The sequence below is a fragment of the Bacillus sp. AF62 genome (assembly GCF_050312695.1).
GTDB classification, from domain to species: Bacteria; Bacillota; Bacilli; order Bacillales; family Bacillaceae_G; genus Bacillus_A; species Bacillus_A cereus.
On the sequence record NZ_JBNPJZ010000101.1, the window covers coordinates 52476 to 72720 of the forward strand.

Below are 20245 nucleotides of genomic sequence, written 5' to 3' on the forward strand. Positions count from 1 at the left end.
TATACTGTAAAGTAGCAAGGTTTTGTTGAAATAGAAGGAGATTGTTTATGAGTAAAACGAAACAATTAATAGAGGAAGCAAGTAATTTTATTACGATTTGTTATAAGGAGCTTCATAAAGAACAATTGATAGAAGAACGTATAAAAGAAATTCAAATTGAGATAGAGAAGACAGGGACATATGAGCATACATTTGAAGAACTTGTTCATGGTTCACGAATGGCATGGCGTAACAGTAATAGATGTATTGGAAGACTATTTTGGAGTAAGATGCACATATTAGATGCGCGCGAAGTAAATGATGAAGAGGGTGTATATAATGCATTAATTCATCATATTAAATATGCAACGAACGATGGAAAAGTTAAACCAACCATTACGATTTTTAAGCAATATCAAGGTGAGGAAAATAATATACGAATTTATAATCACCAATTGATTCGATATGCAGGATATAAAACAGAAATGGGAGTGATCGGTGACTCGCATTCCGCTACATTTACGGACTTTTGTCAGGAGCTTGGCTGGCAAGGAGAAGGTACGAATTTCGATGTATTGCCACTTGTATTTTCTATAAACGGGAAGGCGCCTACATATAAAGAAATTCCGAGGAAAGAAGTAAAAGAAGTGCCAATTGAACACCCAGAATACCCTATTTCATCACTTGGAGCAAAATGGTATGGGGTTCCAATGATTTCAGATATGCGCTTAGAAATTGGCGGTATTTCTTATACAGCCGCTCCGTTCAATGGATGGTATATGGGAACAGAAATTGGGGCGCGCAACTTAGCGGATCATGATCGTTATAATTTACTTCCGGCTGTTGCGGAGATGATGGATTTAGATACATCGAGAAACGGTACGTTATGGAAGGATAAGGCGCTAATTGAGTTGAATATTGCCGTACTACACTCTTTTAAAAAACAAGGAGTTAGTATTGTTGATCATCATACTGCTGCACAACAATTTCAGCAATTTGAGAAGCAAGAAGCTGCTTGTGGTCGTGTTGTAACAGGTAATTGGGTGTGGCTTATTCCACCGCTATCTCCAGCTACCACTCATATTTATCATAAACCGTATCCGAATGAAATTTTGAAGCCAAATTTCTTTCATAAATAATATTTAGTGCAGTTTTTTTCTGCAAAATATATTTTTTTTAATTACTGTTATGTAGCAAATGGAAGCCTTTACTCTCGGTTATTTTTGGAAGAGGATTTTTGAACCAAGGAGTTCCTTATGTTATAATCAAATTTCTGTTTCGAAGACCTTATAGAAATATAAGGTCTTTTGTTTTGCTTTTTTATGTAAGAGAAAGAGATTTTTTCTTTTTAATAAGGGATTTGGCATATTTTTAGGGACAACATAAGTATGTGGGAAGTCGATAAAATGTTATGCATATATAATTATTGTGTTTTGGGTTTAAACAATAAAACATAATAAAGTTGTTTTTTTAGATTGCTGAGGAAGGAGGAAGTGTAAATGAGGATGAAGAGTCGAAAAACTGATTGGCCTGTGTTTATTATTAGCGGTGGTTCACTTTTATTATTTGTAATTGCAGTTTTTTTGAACAAGGATTATGTAGAGAGCGCGATTAATAACAGTTTCGCTTTTTCAATTAAATATTTTGGTGCCTTCTGGCAAGTTTTATTATTAGGTACATTTATTGTTGCGATGTGTATGGCGTTCTCCAAATATGGGAGAGTTAAACTTGGGGGATTAGAAAAACCTGAGATTAGTACGGCAAAATGGCTTGCTATTATTATGTCTACATTACTTGCCGGAGGTGGCGTTTTTTGGGCAGCAGCAGAGCCAATGTACCATTTGATGACGGTGCCACCAATACATGATGGTATATCTGCTGGAACGAAAGAAGCAGTTATGCCTGCTTTAGCACAAAGTTATATGCATTGGGGATTTTTAGCATGGACGATTTTAGGTACAATTAGTGCGGTAGTTATGATGTATGGACATTATCATAAAGGTATGCCGCTAAAACCTCGAACGCTTTTATATCCTATTTTTGGGGAAAAATTAAGAAAGAGCCTGCTTGGAACGATAATTGATGCAGCTGCAATTATTGCAGTAGCTGCAGGTACAATTGGCCCAATTGGATTTTTAGGTTTACAAGCAAGTTATGGGTTACAAGAATTATTTGGAATTTCTGATGTATTTACTACTCAATTAGCAATTATTGTTTGTGTAGTGGCCGTGTCTACCATATCGGCAGTAACAGGTATTGATAAAGGGATTCAAATTATAAGTAATTTAAATGTTAGATTAGCAATTTTGTTAATGGCATTCATATTACTATTTGGGCCAGGTGGATTTATTATTGATTCGTTTGTTTCTTCGTTTGGATTTTATGTAAGTGAGTTTATACCGATGAGCACATACCGTGGTGATACAAGTTGGTTAGGATCTTGGACAATCTTTTTCTGGGGATGGTTTATTGGATACGGACCAATGATGGTAATTTTAGTGAGTCGAATTTCAAGAGGGAGAACGATTCGAGAAATCATCGTTGCAATTGGAATTATCGCACCTATTATTACAACGTTTTGGTTTACTATATTAGGTGGATCAGGTGTGTTTTATGAGTTAATGAATCCTGGTTCTATCTCGGATGCATTAAGTGAATCTGGTATGCCGGCAGCTATGATTGCAATTACAGGACAATTGCCACTTTCTAATATTATTGGACCAGCATTTCTTTTATTAACAATTTTATTTGTAGTGACAACAGGAGATTCAATGGCGTATTCCATTTCAATGGCAGTGACTGGAGACGGAGATCCTAGAATTAGTTTGCGAATTTTTTGGTCGCTTATTATGGGAGCAGTTGCAGCAATTCTTTTATATATGGGTGAAGGAAGTATTAATGCGCTACAATCGTTTATCGTAGTGACGGCAGTTCCGGTATCAATTTTGTTATTCCCGATGCTATGGTTAGCGCCTAAAGTTGCGGGAGAATTAGCATTAAAACAAGGTATTGTAAAAGAAGAAGATAAAACTGCATTCTTATTTCAGAAGGCTAGTAAATCAAAATAAATAAAAACGTAAAAGAGGAAGCATCTTAAATGAGATGCTTCCTCTTTTACGTTTAATCTAATACTTTTCCCTTTGTTTCTGGTACACATAGTAGCATTGTAATTAACCCGATTGGGTAGATGATAAAAATCAGGGACAATGCTCCAAGTAGGTTGCCACCTGTAGCGAGTAAGCCGATGATAACAGGCCCAAATCCAGCTAATCCACGTCCTGTACCGAAAATAAAGTTTTCTGCGGTAGAGCGAGCTTCAGCAGGATAGTTTTCAGCTAAAATTGCCCCAAATCCTCCCATCATTCCATTTGCAAAGAATCCAAGCAATGCACTTCCCCATAATAATAATGTTGAATCTGTGAATAAGAAGAAGTAAATGAGGCAGTATACTGTACCGCCAATATAATAAATTGCAAAAGTTTTACGACGACCAATTTTATCAGCTAGAATACCAAAGGTTGCAATTCCAATTAGCATACCGATGGTAGAAATGAACATCCAGCCACTTGCTTTTGCTAATGTATAGTTATATTTATTTGCTAAAATAGTTGGCATCCATGTGAAGATTCCGTAATATCCGAAGTTCTGGATAAATGACATAATAATAAGACCGATTGTTGTGATTGTTACTTTTTTACTGGCAAATAACTTTCGAAGTGGGAATTTTTTTATATGTTTTAGTTGTTCTGCTTCAGTAGGTGTTAATTTACCTGCAGCTTCTTTTTGCAATAGTTCTTTTTTGTAGCGTTGTTTTTGCTCCCATATTTTCGGTTCACTTAAACTTTTACGGACATAGACAGCTAGTAAAGCTGGAATTAATCCAAATAAGAAAACGGCTCTCCATCCAAAATGCGGGACAATAAATGCTGGAAGGAGTGAAGCAACCAGTACACCAAATTGCCATCCAAGTGCAACAACAGATGTCGCTTTAGCGCGCATTTCTTTAGACCATGTTTCTGTTACAATGGCCATTCCGATTCCGAATTCACCACCAACTCCCATTCCAACTAAAAAGCGAAGAATTAATAATTGCCAGTAGTCTGTTGCGAAATAAATGAGTGCGGTTGCTAGTGAAAACAGTAAGATTGTGAAGGCCATTGTACGAATACGTCCAAATAAATAAGAACCAATTAACATCCCTATTGTGGTAGCTAATGTTAAGTTTCCACCTTCAACAGGACTTAAGTGAAACTCTTTTAAAATATAGACAAGTACGAAAGATAATAGCAACATATCTAAACCTTCTGCTGCATATCCTAGCGCAGAACCAAATAATGTTTTATATCTTTTCGCTTTCGTCTCCTCTGTTATTTGTTGTACATCAGTAGTGACGTTCATTATTACTCCTCCTTATTTTCTACAGTCGCTATGGAAGAATAACAAAAGGCCTTCTCACCTGATATGATGAGAAGGCCAAAAAAGCATACGTATCCCCAAAAAAGAACATACGTATATTGTATTCCGACTTCCTTCTCAACCTCACGGGGTTGGGTTAAAGGACTGTATTATATTACTTTATTTTTAGCACTCTTCTATTGTATTGTCAAATAAAGAGGAAGTTATTATGTGTAAAATATTTCAAAAAATATTTCGTTCTTCTTGACGCCGACTTCATTATTTTCCCATAATAAAACTAACTAAATAAAAAGGAATGAATCAAAGATGCTAAATTTAGTACTCATGATGATTGAACGAGTCGGACTTATAGTTATTTTAGGATTTTTACTCTCTCATATTAAAACTTTCAGACGTCTCCTTCATAAACAGGATGGCTATGTAGATAAGCTTAAGCTTATTTGTATTTTTTCGGTATTTACAATTGTAAGCAATTACACTGGGATTGAAATAGCAGGAAATACGATTATGAATGAAAATTGGTTACAAGGTGTTTCTTCGTCAAGTACAATTGCGAATACGCGTATTATGGGTGTTGGTATTAGTGGCTTACTTGGTGGCCCTATCGTAGGGGTTGGAGTAGGGTTTATTGCTGGTATTCATCGTTATATGCTTGGTGGTACGACAGCGCTAAGCTGCGCAATCTCTTCTATTTTAGCGGGGATTATAACTGGTTATATCGGATATATTTTCAAAAAATATAATCGTACAATTACTCCTAAGTTTTCAGCAGTTTTAAGTGTTTTTATCGTATCTTTAGAAATGGTTATGATTTTATTAATTATAGAGGATGGAATTAGCGTTGTGAAAACAATAGCGATACCGATGATTCTTGTAAATAGTTTTGGAAGTTTTATTTTACTTTCTATGATACAAGCTATTTTGCGTCAGGAGGAGAATGCAAAAGCACTTCAGACTCATAAAGTATTGCGTATTGCTGATAAAACGTTACCGTATTTTCGTCAAGGTTTAACAGAAGAATCGTGTAAGCATGTGGCACAAATTATTCACCGCTTTACAGGAACGGATGCGGTATCTTTAACAGATACAGAGAAAATATTAGCGCACGTTGGATTAGCATCAGATCACCATATTCCTTCACATAGTTTAATAACTGGTTTATCAAAAGAGGTTTTACATACAGGGCAAATAATGAAGGCGAAATCACGTGAGGTTATTAATTGCCAACATGAAAGCTGTCCCTTACAAGCCGCTATTGTTATTCCACTAACTTCACATGGAAATACGATAGGTACATTAAAACTGTATTTCAAAAATTCTAACCAGTTAAGTCGCGTTGAAGAAGAATTAGCAGAAGGGTTAGCAAAGATATTCTCCACGCAGTTAGAGTTAGGAGAAGCTGAGTTGCAAAGTAAATTACTTCAAGATGCGGAGATAAAAGCATTACAAGCGCAAATTAACCCGCACTTTTTATTTAATGCGATTAATACAGTATCAGCTTTATGCCGAACAGATGTAGAAAAAGCAAGGAAGTTACTATTACAGCTGAGCGTGTATTTTCGTTGTAATTTGCAAGGGGCACGTCAGTTATTGATTCCACTAGAGCAAGAATTAAACCACGTACAGGCATACTTATCACTAGAACAAGCAAGGTTCCCAAATAAGTATGAGGTAAAGATGTATATTGAGGATGAGCTAAAGACAACTTTAGTACCACCATTTGTTCTTCAACTATTGGTTGAAAATGCACTGCGACATGCTTTTCCGAAGAAGCAACCAATATGCGAAGTGGAAGTGCATGTTTTTGAAAAAGAGGGTATGGTTCACTTTGAAGTAAAAGATAATGGACAGGGAATTGAGGAAGAACGTTTAGAACAATTAGGAAAGATGGTAGTTTCATCAAAGAAAGGGACTGGAACAGCTTTATATAATATTAATGAACGTCTTATTGGGTTATTTGGGAAAGAAACGATGCTTCATATCGAAAGTGAATTAAATAAAGGGACGGAGATTACCTTTATTATTCCAAAAAAAGTAGGGGAGGAAGAGCCGGGTGTTAAAAGTATTAGTAGTTGACGATGAAATGTTAGCACGTGATGAACTAAAGTATTTATTAGAGAGAACGAAAGAAGTTGAGATAGTTGGTGAGGCTGATTGTGTGGAAGACGCATTAGAAGAACTAATGCAAAGTAGACCAGATATTGTGTTTTTAGATATTCAATTATCCGATGATAACGGATTTGAAATCGCGAATATATTAAAGAAGATGAAAAATCCACCTGCAATTGTATTTGCTACTGCCTATGATCAATATGCGCTGCAAGCATTTGAAGTAGATGCGTTAGACTACATTTTAAAACCATTTGATGAAGAACGTATTGTGCAAACATTAAAGAAGTATAAAAAACAAAAACAAGCGCAAATAGAAACGAAGCACGAAATAAAGGGGACAGATGTAGCAGCAGAGATGCATAAATTAGCATTACCAATTGAAGAATCAATCGTACTTGTGAATATTGAAGACATTATATATGTAGGGCTTGTAGATGGGAAAGTAACAGTAAAAACAATGAGGGAAACGTATGTAACACATGATACACTTGTAATTTTAGAGAAGAAGTTACCACAAGCAAGCTTCATGCGCATCCATCGTAGCTTTATTGCGAATATTAATCATATTACTGAAATTCAGCCATGGTTCAATTCTACTTATAATTTAATCATGAAAGAAGGATCGAAAGTACCTGTTAGCCGTACATATGCAAAAGAACTCAAGAAGCTGCTTCGTATTTAAGAAGCAGCTTTTGTATTTCATCCTTTTATATTTGTAACTGATTCTGTATATTTGACGTTCCATTATGTAAACGCTTACTTTGGTGTTTATATCCTATACAATAAAGGTACCAAATCGAAAGAGGTGGCCAAAATGAGTACGAAAAAAGTAAATAGTTTCTTATCACAAGCATTTATATTCTCAGCTATTATGTTAATTTCAAATATTATTGCAACGCATTTACCAATTCCAATGCCTTCATCGGTAATCGGGTTAGTTATTTTATTTAGTCTATTATGTTTAAAAGTAATTAAATTGGAGCAAGTTGAATCACTTGGAACAGCTTTAACCGGTATTATCGGATTCCTTTTCGTCCCATCAGGTATTTCAGTTATCAATTCTCTTGGTGTAATGGGGCAATACTTTGTACAAATTTTAACTGTAATTGTTGTAGCAACAGTTATTTTACTCGCTGTAACAGGATTATTTGCACAATTCATTTTAGGAAAAGATGAAAAAGAAACAGAAGATACAAAAGAATTGAAAGTAGTAAATAAAGGACGCAAGCACGGAAAGGTTGCGTAACCATTGAATTTATATATTGTTAGGAGGTAATGAACATGGCAAGCACAATGACTCCATATTTCGGAATCGTCGTTTCATTAATCGCATACGGAATCGGAACATTATTATTCAAGCATTCAAAAGGGTTCTTCCTATTTACACCATTATTCGTAGCGATGGTATTAGGGATTGTCTTTCTAAAGGTAGGTAACTTTACTTTTGAAGAATATAATACTGGTGGAAAAATGATTAGTTTCTTCTTAGAGCCAGCAACAATTGCATTCGCTATCCCACTATATAAACAAGTTGATAAGTTGAAAAAATATTGGTGGCAAATTTTATCAGCTATCGTGGTTGGATCTATTTGTTCAGTAATTGTCGTGTTCATTGTTGCAAAAGCAATCGGTTTAGATACAGCAGTAATGAATTCAATGCTACCACAAGCAGCAACAACAGCAATTGCGTTACCAATTTCAGAAAGTATCGGTGGTATTCCTGCAATTACATCGTTTGCGGTTATTTTCAACGCAGTTATCGTATACGCATTAGGAGCATTATTCTTAAAAACATTTAGAGTGAAACATCCGATTGCAAAAGGTTTAGCACTTGGAACAGCGGGCCATGCACTAGGAGTTGCAGTAGGAATTGAAATGGGTGAGGTAGAGGCAGCGATGGCAAGTATCGCTGTAACGGTAGTTGGGGTTGTAACAGTAGTTGTCATCCCGATGTTCATGCCATTCATTGGATAGTAAAACTTACTTAGAACCTGTTTAGAATCTATGGTATAATCTGTACAAAAAGGATATTTTCTATGATACATACGTTTCACGTGAACAGTTTGAACTCATTCGAGAAGATTTGGAAAACGCACGTAAAAGGACGCGTCCACGCACAGTTAATTTATATGAGGTATTCTGCGGCGTACTATACGTGCTTACCACAGGCTGTCAATGGCGCAATCTACCATGTGACTTCCCAAACTGGCAAACTGTTTATTTCTACTATCAGATTTGGCGGAAAGTAGACGAGAATGGCATAAGTCTTCTCGAAAAAGTGCATAAAAAAATTGGTTGAAACCTATCGCGAGCAAGGTGGACGTAAGAATGAGACAAGTTTCTGCATCGTAGATGCACAAAGCGTGAAAAACACATGGATAGCTGGTGAAAAGGGTTATGATGCCGGAAAGAAAGTGTCAGGAATCAAACGTCATATCGCTGTAGATACGGACGGTCTCATTCATGCAATTGATGTAACAACTGCGAACATAACAGACCGAGAGGGCGCCATCCAAATGTGTGAAAGGCACAAGAAAACATTGGAAAAAGTAACAAATATACTTTGTGATGGAGGATATATAGGACCATCCTTTGCGTAATCAATAAAAGAAACGATTGATTGTTCAGTTGAAATCATCAAATGCTCTGAACTTCACAAATTTGTCGTGTTACCAAAACGCTGGATTTTGGAACGCACCTTTGCCTGGTTGGAAAATTACCGTAGACTATGGAAGAATTGTGAACGAACACTTGAAAATAGTAGACAGATTTGCTTATTGGCAGGTGTGGCAATTTTATTGAAAAGATTTTAAACAGGCTCTTAAAAAATAAGAAAAGCAAGCTATTTGTAGGACAGATTTCTACTGATAGCTTGCTTTTTATGTTACAGTAGTGGTAAGACCTATTTAAAAAAATGTAAGTTTCCTTAAATCTTCATTAATACTATGTAGAATACGTTTTGAATTAGGTCATTGTATTGTAAAATAAGAAGTAAGCTACTATATACCTGTTAAGGTAGGCATATAATGAGTTTATAAAAATCTTAATATGAATGAATAATTAAAAGTAGAAAAGAGAGAGAAATCTACTTATTAACGTTTTAGTTTATAGGACAGGAGAGAGTATTCGTCGATTATGCAAATAAAAAACCTGTTTCAAAGCAAAGGATTTCAGAGGTTACTCGTATTAGTAATACTTGCTCTCGTGTTATACGGGCTGCAAAGTATGTTGAATTTAATATTAATTACGTTTATTCTCACGTATTTAATGGATCGATTCCAAAAGTTTATTTCCCGCAAATTAGATCATTTCATGCCTATTAATCGAAAAATTATTATAGCATTTCTATATGTAATGTTAATTGGTGGAATTGCTATTACGCTATTTAAATATTTACCAGTATTAACGATACAAATTTCACAATTGATTTACCAATTCAATGTATTTTTAAGAAACCCACCAGATAGTGAACTAATTAAGTATGCAGTTAATGCTGTCAATCATATGGAGCTTTCTAAATATGTAGGACAAGGCGTAGACATTTTGTATAAATCAATTACGAATGTTGGTAAATTTGGTCTTCAAGTTTTACTTTCTTTAATTTTGAGTTTGTTTTTCTTACTAGAAAAATCTCGTATTGTTGGTTTTACTGCAAAGTTTAAAGAAAGCAGGCTTGCAATTTTCTATACTGAAATTGAGTACTTCGGTAAGAAATTTGCACGTTCATTCGGAAAAGTAATCGAAGCACAATTTTTAATTGCAGTTGTTAACTGTGTTTTATCCGTGATTGCACTATGGATATTAGGATTCCCGCAATTATTAGGTTTAGCATTAATGATTTTCTTGCTTGGATTAATTCCAGTAGCGGGGGTTATCATTTCGTTATTCCCACTTTGTATGATTGCTTACAATATTGGCGGTATTATGTACGTTGTTTATATTTTAGTTATCGTAACAGTGATTCATGCGCTTGAAAGTTACGTATTAAATCCGAAGTTTATGTCGCAAAAAACAAATTTACCGATTTTCTATACTTTTATGGTATTAATTTTCTCAGAGCACTTCTTAGGTGTATGGGGACTGATTATCGGTATTCCAATCTTCATTTTCTTACTAGATGTTTTAGACGTGACAAGTGATGAAATTGAGAAGGATGTTGGAACAAAATAAAGTGAAGTAGAGAAAAAGCATCGATGTTCGATGCTTTTTCTTTTATAACATTATGTTTCTTATGCCATACTGTAAGGAGAATATAGAATAGGGGTGAAGTAATGGCTGTAAATGAAAAGGTAGAATTGGCTACATTTGCTGGAGGGTGTTTCTGGTGTATGGTTTCTCCATTTGAAGAGATGGAGGGAATTATACAGGTTGTTTCAGGTTATACAGGCGGTCATAAAGAGGACCCAACGTATAAAGAAGTGTGCTCAGAAACAACAGGACATTATGAAGCAGTACAAATTACATTTGATGCAAATAAAATGCCGTATGAGGAATTGTTAAATATATATTGGAGACAAATTGATCCGACTGATATTGGGGGACAATTCCACGACCGCGGGCAGTCTTATGAAACGGTGATTTTTTATCATAATGAAGAACAACATAAAAAAGCTGAGGCCTCAAAAGAAGAGCTTGAGCAGAGTGGACGCTTTTCAAAACCAATTGCGACAAAAATATTACCAGCAGCTACATTTTATCCAGCTGAAGAATATCACCAAGGATATCATAAGAAAAACACATTCCGCTATGAGTTATATCGTAAAGGATCAGGACGAGATGCTTTTATTAAGCAACATTGGCCAAAGGATAATGCTCATTTAAAAGAAAAACTCAATGAGATGCAGTTTTATGTAACACAGGAAAATGGTACAGAACCACCATTTCGAAATGAGTATTGGAACCATAAAGAGGAAGGTCTTTATGTAGACATCGTTTCAGGTGAGCCGCTGTTTACTTCTCTAGACAAATTTGATAGTGGATGTGGATGGCCTAGTTTTACAAAACCAGTTATGTCAGCAAGTGTGAAAGAAAAGATGGATGTGAGTCATAATATGACACGTACAGAAGTGAGAAGTAAAGAAGGAGACTCACATCTTGGGCACGTATTTCCAGACGGTCCAGGACCAAATGGCCTTCGTTACTGTATTAATTCCGCAGCTCTTCGATTTATTCCAAAAGAGGAATTAGAGAAAGAAGGCTATGGCGATTTCCTAATCTTGTTTGGAAATAAAAAATAACCTCGCAGTTAGCGAGGTTATTTTTTTGTTATTTTGCTTTTTTCTTTTTGAACTTGCTTAATACTTCATAAACGATTGGAACAATAAGAAGTGTTAATAACGTTGAACTTGTTAATCCACCAATTACTGTTACACCAAGTCCTTTAGAAATTAAGCCACTACCTTCAAATCCTAATGCAAGCGGGATAAGAGCACCGATTGTTGCAATTGCAGTCATTAAAATTGGACGAAGGCGTGTTGCACCAGCTTCTAATAAAGCTTCACGTGTTGATAGACCTTCATTTTCTTTATGAATAACGCGGTCGATAAGCACGATTGCGTTTGTTACAACGATACCGATTAACATAAGCGCACCAATCATTGCAGATACACTTAATGTTTCACCAGAGATTAATAAGGCAACAAGAGCCCCAATAATTGTGAATGGTAGCGAGAATAAAATTGCGAATGGTGCAAGAGCACCGCCAAATGTAACGACAAGAACGAAGTATACAATGGCAATCGCAGCTAACATCGCTAAGCCCAGTTGTTTGAATGATTCTTCAATATCTTTAGTAACACCGCCCATAGAAACATCTACACCGGAAGGAAGATCCATTTTATCTACTTCTTTTTGGACTGCAGCAGATGCTTTTGAAACGTCATCAGATGTTAGTTTTGCACTAACCTCTGCATAAACACGTCCATCTCGGTGTGTTACTGTATTCGATGTTTCACCTTCTTTTACAGTCATAACATCTTTCACAGCTACTTCATTACCAAGTGGTGTTGTAATTTTGAGATTTGTTAAGTCATCGATTGTTTCATAATTTTGTTTTTCAGCTTCTACATATACATTGATATCCTTACCGTCTTTTTTAATTGTTGTCAGAACAGGGCGATCATGTTGATTAGAAAGTCCCATTCCAATTTGAGCAGCCGTTAAGCCCATTTTACTTAGTTTTTCTTGATCTGCGACTAAAGTGTACTCTGCATATGTTTTTGCAATACTAGAATCTATATCTTTTAAGTCTTTATTTTTCTTCATGATATTTTGAATATCTTTTACGACAGGCTTAATGTCTTCTGAGCTATCTCCGTAAACGTATAGTTTAATTTCATTACTACCGCCACTTGCTCCGAAGTCTTGGTTTTTCCATTCGCCTTTGCCAGACATCTTCTGTAAATCTTTAACGACTTGTTCTTTCTCTTTTTCGAAGTTTTTCGTGTCGTTATCATATTGCACGAAGAACATTGCTTGGTTTGATTGACCAGGACTCATTGGATTCTCTCCACCTAATGAGAACTGAATTGTTTTGACGTCTTTATTATCTTGGAAGTGCTTCTCAGCTTTTGTTGCAATTTTTTCAACGTCTTCTAACGTTTGACCTGGTTCAGGATTATATGTTGCAATAATCATTTTTTCTTCTTCAGAAGGTAAGAAACTTACACCGATAACTGGTACAAGTGCAAGACTACCAACCAATAGAAGGACAGCGATACTTGATGTAATAATTTTGTGATTTAAAGCCCATGCAAGTATGCGTTTATAACCATTTGCTAATTTACTTGGTTTTTCTTCATGATGTACTTCTTTTTCCCTCATACTCTCTTTCTTAAATAAAGAGTGAGCTAGCATCGGTACGATTGTAACAGCTACTAGTAATGATGCTAATAAAGCGAAGACGATAGTTAAGGCAAATGGTAAGAACATTTCACCAATCATACCTTTTACTAGTCCAAGTGGTAAAAATACAGCAATTGTTACAATGGTAGAAGACATAATTGGGATAAACATTTCTTTCGTAGCTTCACGAATTAAATCTTTTCCGCGCAATTTCTCTTCTGATAACGATATACGTCGGTAAATATTTTCAATAACAACAATTGAGTCATCGACAACGCGGCCTATAGCAACGGTCATTGCTCCAAGTGTCATAATGTTAAGCGTAATATCCATTTGCTTTATGACTAAAACAGCAATTAATAAAGAAAGTGGTATTGAAACGACAGAGATTAACGTTGTTCGAATATTTCGTAGGAACAGCATAATAATAACAATCGCAAAGATAGCACCGAAAATTGCTTTGCTTAGCATTGTTTCAACTGATTTTTCAATAGGTGCACCTTGGTCGAATGTTGAAATGATCTCTAAATCTTTATATTTTTTCTCAAGATCTTTTACTTTATCTTTTACTGCATTTACAATATCAACTGTATTTGCATCAGAGGCCTTCACAATTTGAATTCCAATTGCTTCTTTTCCATTTGTTCGAGAAATGGATTCTGCTTTCCCAACTTCTTTAATGTCAGCAATTTCGTCTAATGTAACTGTTGGAATCCCGTTCATAGCAGCTGGATTCATTTGCGGCGTTTGTGCACCAGCGCCAGCATTTTGACTACCTTGACCGTTAGGTGAGGAAGGTATAGCTGGGATTTTAAGTTCTTTTAATGCTTTAATCGTTGTAATATTGCCATCTACAACAACTGATTTTTCCGTGTCCTTAAATGTGTATAAGCCAAGTGGTAAAGATACATCCGATCCCTTAATCACATTTTTTACAGTATCTTCACTTAGTCCTAGTTCTTTCATTTTATCTTTCTTGAAGACGAGCTGTACTTCATCTACTTGTTGACCTGCAATTTGAACAGATGCAACACCATCAAGTCCTTTTAATCCCGGTACAACATTTTTCTCTACATTTTCAGTTAAGGTAGCTAAAGATTCATTCTTGCTTGCTACGCTTAACGAAATAACAGGAAAAGCATTGAAGTTTACTCGTGAAACCTTAGGGTCTTTAACACCGTCAGGGAGCTTTACATTTGTGAGAGCTTCTTTGATTTCTGTTTCTGCTTTTTCCATATTTTTATCAAAATCGTATTCTACTTGAATAGAAGATGCGTTTTGAAAAGATGATGAGCTAACAACGTTAACACCACTTAAATTTTGTAGTTGTTCTTCCATCGGCTTTGAAACTTTATCGGCTACTTCTTCTGGTGTAGCACCAGGATAGACCGTAGTTACTGTCACAATCGGTGTTGTAATATCAGGAATTGTTTCCAGCTTCATATTGAGGCCAGAGTAAATTCCCGCAATAGTAACAATAATGGTTAGTAGCCAAACTGCGAACTTATTTTTTAACGAGAAATTGATGATTTTGTTCATGTTTGCGCTCCCTTTTTATTATATTGACCAACTGGTCAGTCTAATACATAATATAACTGACCGTTTGGTCAATCGTCAATAAAAAGAGATGGTATAATAAATCCATAATAAGATGCGAGATTAAATTTAGGAGAGAAGATATGAAAGAAAAAGAGCGTTTAATTATAGAATCGGCTATGAAGTTATTTGCTACTAAGGGTGTAAATGCGACATCAGTGCAGGAAATTGTGACAGCTAGTGGTATATCTAAGGGAGCTTTTTACTTATATTTTAAATCAAAAGATGAGCTTTTATTAGCGACACTTCGATATTATTATGACAAAATTCAAAAGAAAATGCTGGATATTGAGCAAGAGTCTTTGTTACCACGTGAAAAATTTGCAAAACAATTACATTGTCAGTTTAATGATATACAAAGGCATAAAGAGTTTATTATTATGCATGCGAGAGAAAATGCGATTCCGTTTAATAAAGAAGTGGAAGAATTTATGATGCGGATGAAGTTAGAGTCTCATGCATTTTATCGAAATAGTTTATTGTCCATTTATGGTGAAAAGATTATGCCATATTTATTGGATTTAGTAATTATGGTGGAAGGCGTATGCCGTGGGTATTTAGAATTAATTATTTTACAAGCAACAGAAATTGATTTATCTTACGTCTCTGCTTTTATTTTAAAAAGAGTAGATAATCTAGTAGATGGCTTGGTAGAGTCTTCGGAAGAGCCTATTTTACATGAAGAAAAGCTTGGAGAATTTCTTTGTAAATCAGAGCTCATTAAGGAACAAGTTAAAGAGCATTTTTTAAAAGAAATTATTGGATTTAAGCGCACTCTAGCTGATCAATTAGAGGATGATGAGCTGTTGGTTACATTAGATGTTTTAGAGGCGGAAATGAGATTGTCTAATTCAAGGATCCCGGTTATTCAAGGGATGTTATCTAATTTAGAGATATATCCAACTTTAAAAGAATTCCGCTTGAGACTTATGGGGTATTACAATATAAAAAGGTAACAATGATAGTTTTCATTGTTACCTTTTTTATTATTTAGGTCTTTCATCTGAATTCACTAGCTTAGAAGTATCGAAATTCCGTATTTCATTAGAGAAGTTAGTTAATCTTTGTTCGTAATCTTGTTTATTAGTAATCGGTTCAGTTGTTGCTAATTGTTTTACAATCCAATCATTTATATATCTGTAATAATGCGTTTGATCAGACATATAATTAGAAAGATTATACGTAACTTCTTTTTGATCTTGGAAATCATAGAGTTTTACATTTTTTAGTTGTGCTAATTTAGTGTATACTTCTTTTTTAAATAACATATTTTCCTTTGTATGCTTTGAGTCGTTTTTATCCATAACTACGTGATATGTTACTGGATATGGCGCATAGAAAAATGTAAACTGTACTTCCGGGTTTTGTTTTACAAGTTCAATAATATTAGAATCAAAAGATTTAAGCATTTGTTCATGATACCAACCATCGCTGATTGATTGATGGGGTGTTCCGTCAATAACCCTTTTAGCTATATCTACTGGGAATTTTGGCTCTTCATCTCCAAATTTGTATAGCCAATGGGGATCCTGTGGAGATTTTGTTGGATCTAATTTTAATTTCATATTCTGTAATGCTACTTTTCGAGAATACGGGCTAATTAAATATTGGATATCATTTAACTTATTTATATCATACATGTAAGTTGGAAATGGTGAAGCACCTTCTGATACCCATTCAGGTTTTCCAGAGAATGAATATAAATTAAGCTCCCAAATAACATTTTTAACAGTTCTTGAATGAGTAGCTAACTGGGCTGTCATATTTTGTTCCCTAGCTGTTGAACCTGGAAGAGAGCCATTAAAGCTGGTAGTATGAAGTAATTTATTAGCGTCAGGTTCAAGGAAATTTCTTCCCATAGAAGTTCCTACAAATAAGGTATCATAATCCATATGTCTAATAAGTCCAGGCATTTGATAGCGTTCAGTAGCATAAAAATAATCGTTCTTCTTAAATTTATATACATACAATGGGTCAAGCTTATAAATAATAGAGCAAACTATTCCAGATAAAATGAAAAGGAATATAATAAACCAACATATAAAACGTTTATACATATTTTTCACCTACGGTTATTAGAAATTAAAGTATAAGAATGAACTTACACGATTTAAATACATCAAAGAAAGTATAAACATGCTAGCTAATGCAAAAGCATAAATCGGTTTTGGATGGAAAGATTCTAATTTTTCTATAGAATTTTTTGTAAATAATACAATAGCGATTCCAATTGCTAGGTATAAAATAGTTTGGAAGTTAAAATGATCACCAGTCACTTGGAACGGGAATAAATTACAAATTGAATAAATTAAATTATCCATTATAGACACACCAGTTAGTGTTTCTGGACGGAATTGAATAAGTGCTGTTTGGATGTGTAAGTAATTTACGTTGAACATGCGATTTAACATAGTTAATGCATCTTCTACAGAAGTAGCTCTGAAGAACACCCATGTTACATGTACAAATCCCATTGTTAAAATCCAAGCAATTAATTTAGGCATTTTTCCACCTAAGTTTTTAAATAATCGATGTATTACAATAGCTAATCCGTGTAAAACGCCCCAAATAACAAACGTCCATCCAGCGCCATGCCAAATTCCGCTTATAAGAAAAATTGTAAATAAATTCGAATAAGTACGAATTTTACCTTTTCGACTCCCACCTAATGGAATATATACATATTGAGTGAAAAATCGTCCTAATGTCATATGCCAACGTCTCCAAAAATCTTGAATACTTAAAGATTTATAAGGAGAAAAGAAGTTAATTGGTAGTATAATGTTGAATAACAACGCTGCACCTATTGCCATATCACAATATCCACTAAAATCAAAATACAGTTGTAATGTATATGCAAGTGATGAAACCCATGCATCGGTCGTAGATAGTTGATTTACATTGCTAAAGCCAAAATCAGCCCATTGTGCTAGCGAATCAGCAATTACTACTTTTTTAGTAAGACCAATTCCGAATATGTAAAGTCCTTTTAAAATATTTTCAATATTCGGACTTCTTTTGGATTCATCTTGAAATTGAGGGAGGACCTTACTATGATGGACAATGGGTCCTGCAATAAGTTGCGGGAAAAACGTTACGAACAAGCAAAAATCAATAAAATTAAAATTTGTTAATTCCCTCTTATAGCAATCTACTAAAAAACCTATCTTTTGGAAGGTAATAAAACTAATGCCTAAAGGCAGTAATAACTTTAATAAAGGTATATCAGTTCCAAATAGGGTATTTATATTATCTAAGAAGAAATCAGAGTATTTAAAGTATCCCAGTAATGATATGTTAAATACTAAACCAACTATTAAAAATACTTTTCGGGTTTTTTGATTAATTTTTTGTATAATTTGTTGGCCTATAAATGCGTTTGTAAATAATGAAACTCCTATTAGCAATAGGTATTTCACCTCAAAATATGCATAAAAGTAAAGGGACATACCTACTAAAAAAAGTTTCGCGAAATTTTCGTTAACTTTTTGCAATAGGAAATATCCAATTACTGCTATAGGCAAGAATAAAAGCATAAATTCAAAAGAATTAAAAAGCATAATATAGCCCCCAGCATTAATAAAATCTTACTCTATAAAAAACGTGACAACAGAACAAGGTGTTGTCACGCAAAGTATAGTATAGCATAAAATATGGATAAAAATCTTATATCTATTAATTTTTATTTTGAGACCATTCTTCTACATTCCAAACTTTTGTAATCCAATCTTCATAGAATTCCGGTTCGTGACATACAAGGAGGATTGTTCCTTTATATGCTTTCATAGCCTTCTTAAGTTCTTCTTTTGCTGTAACATCAAGATGGTTTGTTGGCTCATCAAATAGTAGCCAGTTACTTTCTTCACCCATTAGTTTACATAAACGAACTTTTGCTTGTTCTCCACCACTTAATTGACTTAATGGGCGAGAAATATGTTCATTTTTTAATCCGCATTTTGCTAACATCGCACGAATTTGATGTTGGTCTAGGCCAGGGAATGTATTCCATACATCATCAATTGGTGTTATATTATCAGCTTTAACCTCTTGCTCAAAGTATGCAGGCACTAAGAAGTCCCCAAGGCTTGTTTTCCCGCTTAAAGGTTTAATTTTACCTAAGATTGTTTTTAGTAACGTTGATTTACCAACACCGTTGCATCCGACAATAGCAATTTTTTCACCACGTTCGATTGTCATTGATAGCTTTGGTAGTAGCGGATGTGTATATCCGATTTCTACATTTTCACCTTCAAAGACGAAGCGACTACTTGCACGACTTTCTTTAAATGAGAATTCAGGTTTAATTGCTGTTTCCGGGCGATCAATAAGCTCCATGCGATCAAGTTGCTTTTGACGACTTTTTGCACGACCTGTTGTTGAATAACGAGCTTTGTTCTTTGCAATGAAGTCTTCTTGCTTTTTGATAAACTCGCGCTGTTTTTCATAAGCGTTTATATGTTGATTTTTATTGATTTCTGCTAGTTCTAGGAATTTTTCATATGTCGCTGTATAGCGTGTCATTTTTGTGAATTCTAGATGGAAAATAACATCAACACATTTGTTCATAAATTCTGTATCATGAGAAATTAATAAGAATGCATGTGGATATTCTTTTAAATAAGTTGTTAACCAATGAATATGTTCAACGTCTAAATAGTTAGTAGGTTCATCAAGCAATAACACTTCTGGTTGTTCAAGTAATAGCTTTGCAAGCAACACTTTTGTACGTTGTCCACCACTTAGTGCTGAAACATCACGATCTAAACCAATAGCATCAATTCCAAGACCACGTGCAGCCTCTTCAATTTTCATATCTAGTAAATAGAAACCACCTGCTTCAAGTGCATCTTGTATTTCTGCCATTTGTTCAAGAAGTTCTTCTAGTTCTTCTGGTGTAGCAGTTCCCATTTTTTCTGTAACTTCATTTAAAGCTGTTTCCTTTTCGAATAACGGTAAAAATGCATCCGCTAGTACATCACGAATTGTACGTCCAGGCGTTAAAACCGTATGCTGATCTAAGTAACCGTAATGTGTGCCAGGTGTCCATTCTACACGACCTTCGTCATGAATAAGCTGACCAGTAATGATATTCATGAATGTTGATTTACCAACACCGTTTGCACCAACTAATCCAACGTGCTCACCTGCTAATAATCGCATAGATACATCTTTAAATAATGTACGATCGCCAAATGTATGTCCTAATTTTTCAACTGTTAATAAGCTCATAGTATCCTCCGTCCAACTTGAAATAGTACCTTGAATCATGATACTAAATTCTTTCATATAATGCCATCAT

Annotated in this window: 14 protein-coding genes and 1 pseudogene; 10 read left to right on the forward strand and 5 right to left on the reverse strand. The window is 34.8% G+C overall.

Features of this window, described 5'->3' with window-relative positions; translation table 11 throughout:
- Positions 1-47: 47 nt before the first annotated feature.
- On the forward strand, positions 48-1118 hold the full coding sequence (locus tag ACQRBL_RS26590) for a nitric oxide synthase oxygenase (protein WP_000047620.1): 1071 nt from the start codon (positions 48-50) through the stop codon (positions 1116-1118).
- A 360-nt stretch (positions 1119-1478) separates the two neighbouring features.
- On the forward strand, positions 1479-3047 hold the full coding sequence (locus ACQRBL_RS26595; RefSeq protein WP_411995860.1) for a BCCT family transporter: 1569 nt from the start codon (positions 1479-1481) through the stop codon (positions 3045-3047).
- A gap of 52 nt (positions 3048-3099) precedes the next feature.
- On the opposite strand, the gene ACQRBL_RS26600 is transcribed toward ACQRBL_RS26595, so the two are convergent.
- Positions 3100-4377 carry an MFS transporter gene (locus ACQRBL_RS26600; protein ID WP_411995859.1) on the reverse strand — a complete coding sequence of 426 codons (1278 nt, stop codon included), beginning with the start codon at positions 4375-4377 and terminating at the stop codon, positions 3100-3102.
- Between the two features lie 324 nt (positions 4378-4701).
- Here ACQRBL_RS26600 and lytS point away from each other — a divergent pair, with 324 nt between their 5' ends.
- The 7 genes and pseudogenes from lytS (at position 4702) to msrB (ending at position 11744) form a co-directional block, all read left to right on the forward strand.
- Positions 4702-6471 carry a two-component system sensor histidine kinase LytS gene (gene lytS, locus ACQRBL_RS26605; protein WP_000933592.1) on the forward strand — a complete coding sequence of 590 codons (1770 nt, stop codon included), beginning with the start codon at positions 4702-4704 and terminating at the stop codon, positions 6469-6471.
- Entirely contained in the window at positions 6449-7189 is a 741-nt protein-coding gene (locus tag ACQRBL_RS26610; protein ID WP_000921848.1) for a LytR/AlgR family response regulator transcription factor, read from the forward strand. The genes lytS and ACQRBL_RS26610 overlap by 23 nt, the downstream gene beginning before the upstream one ends.
- Before the next feature lie 132 nt (positions 7190-7321).
- The gene (lrgA, locus tag ACQRBL_RS26615; protein WP_023523620.1) at positions 7322-7753 is read left to right on the forward strand and encodes an antiholin-like murein hydrolase modulator LrgA; all 432 of its coding nucleotides are present in this window, start codon (positions 7322-7324) and stop codon (positions 7751-7753) included.
- A gap of 35 nt (positions 7754-7788) precedes the next feature.
- The gene (lrgB, locus tag ACQRBL_RS26620; RefSeq protein ID WP_000168869.1) at positions 7789-8481 is read left to right on the forward strand and encodes an antiholin-like protein LrgB; all 693 of its coding nucleotides are present in this window, start codon (positions 7789-7791) and stop codon (positions 8479-8481) included.
- Positions 8482-8536: 55 nt separating this feature from the next.
- Positions 8537-9320: pseudogene (locus ACQRBL_RS26625) on the forward strand (IS5 family transposase).
- Between the two features lie 322 nt (positions 9321-9642).
- Positions 9643-10677 carry an AI-2E family transporter gene (locus ACQRBL_RS26630; protein ID WP_001166009.1) on the forward strand — a complete coding sequence of 345 codons (1035 nt, stop codon included), beginning with the start codon at positions 9643-9645 and terminating at the stop codon, positions 10675-10677.
- A 101-nt stretch (positions 10678-10778) separates the two neighbouring features.
- Positions 10779-11744 (forward strand): peptide-methionine (R)-S-oxide reductase MsrB, encoded by a 966-nt coding sequence (msrB, locus tag ACQRBL_RS26635; protein ID WP_000290179.1) that lies wholly within the window; start codon positions 10779-10781, stop codon positions 11742-11744.
- 28 nt (positions 11745-11772) lie between these two features.
- Here msrB and ACQRBL_RS26640 read toward each other — a convergent pair whose 3' ends face one another.
- Positions 11773-14889 (reverse strand): efflux RND transporter permease subunit, encoded by a 3117-nt coding sequence (locus tag ACQRBL_RS26640; protein WP_411995858.1) that lies wholly within the window; start codon positions 14887-14889, stop codon positions 11773-11775.
- 140 nt (positions 14890-15029) lie between these two features.
- Between ACQRBL_RS26640 and ACQRBL_RS26645 the strand changes: the two genes are divergently transcribed.
- On the forward strand, positions 15030-15902 hold the full coding sequence (locus tag ACQRBL_RS26645) for a TetR/AcrR family transcriptional regulator (RefSeq protein ID WP_023523618.1): 873 nt from the start codon (positions 15030-15032) through the stop codon (positions 15900-15902).
- 30 nt (positions 15903-15932) lie between these two features.
- Here the strand turns inward: ACQRBL_RS26645 and ACQRBL_RS26650 are convergent, their stop codons facing one another.
- The 3 genes from ACQRBL_RS26650 to ACQRBL_RS26660 all read right to left on the reverse strand — a co-directional run bounded on the left by ACQRBL_RS26650 (position 15933) and on the right by ACQRBL_RS26660 (position 20175).
- Positions 15933-17003, reverse strand: coding sequence for a hypothetical protein (locus tag ACQRBL_RS26650; protein WP_411995857.1), 1071 nt, complete (start codon positions 17001-17003; stop codon positions 15933-15935).
- 18 nt (positions 17004-17021) lie between these two features.
- Positions 17022-18506 (reverse strand): MBOAT family O-acyltransferase, encoded by a 1485-nt coding sequence (locus ACQRBL_RS26655; RefSeq protein WP_411995856.1) that lies wholly within the window; start codon positions 18504-18506, stop codon positions 17022-17024.
- Positions 18507-18621: 115 nt separating this feature from the next.
- Positions 18622-20175, reverse strand: coding sequence for an ABC-F family ATP-binding cassette domain-containing protein (locus tag ACQRBL_RS26660; RefSeq protein ID WP_023523615.1), 1554 nt, complete (start codon positions 20173-20175; stop codon positions 18622-18624).
- Between the last annotated feature and the right edge of the window lie 70 nt (positions 20176-20245).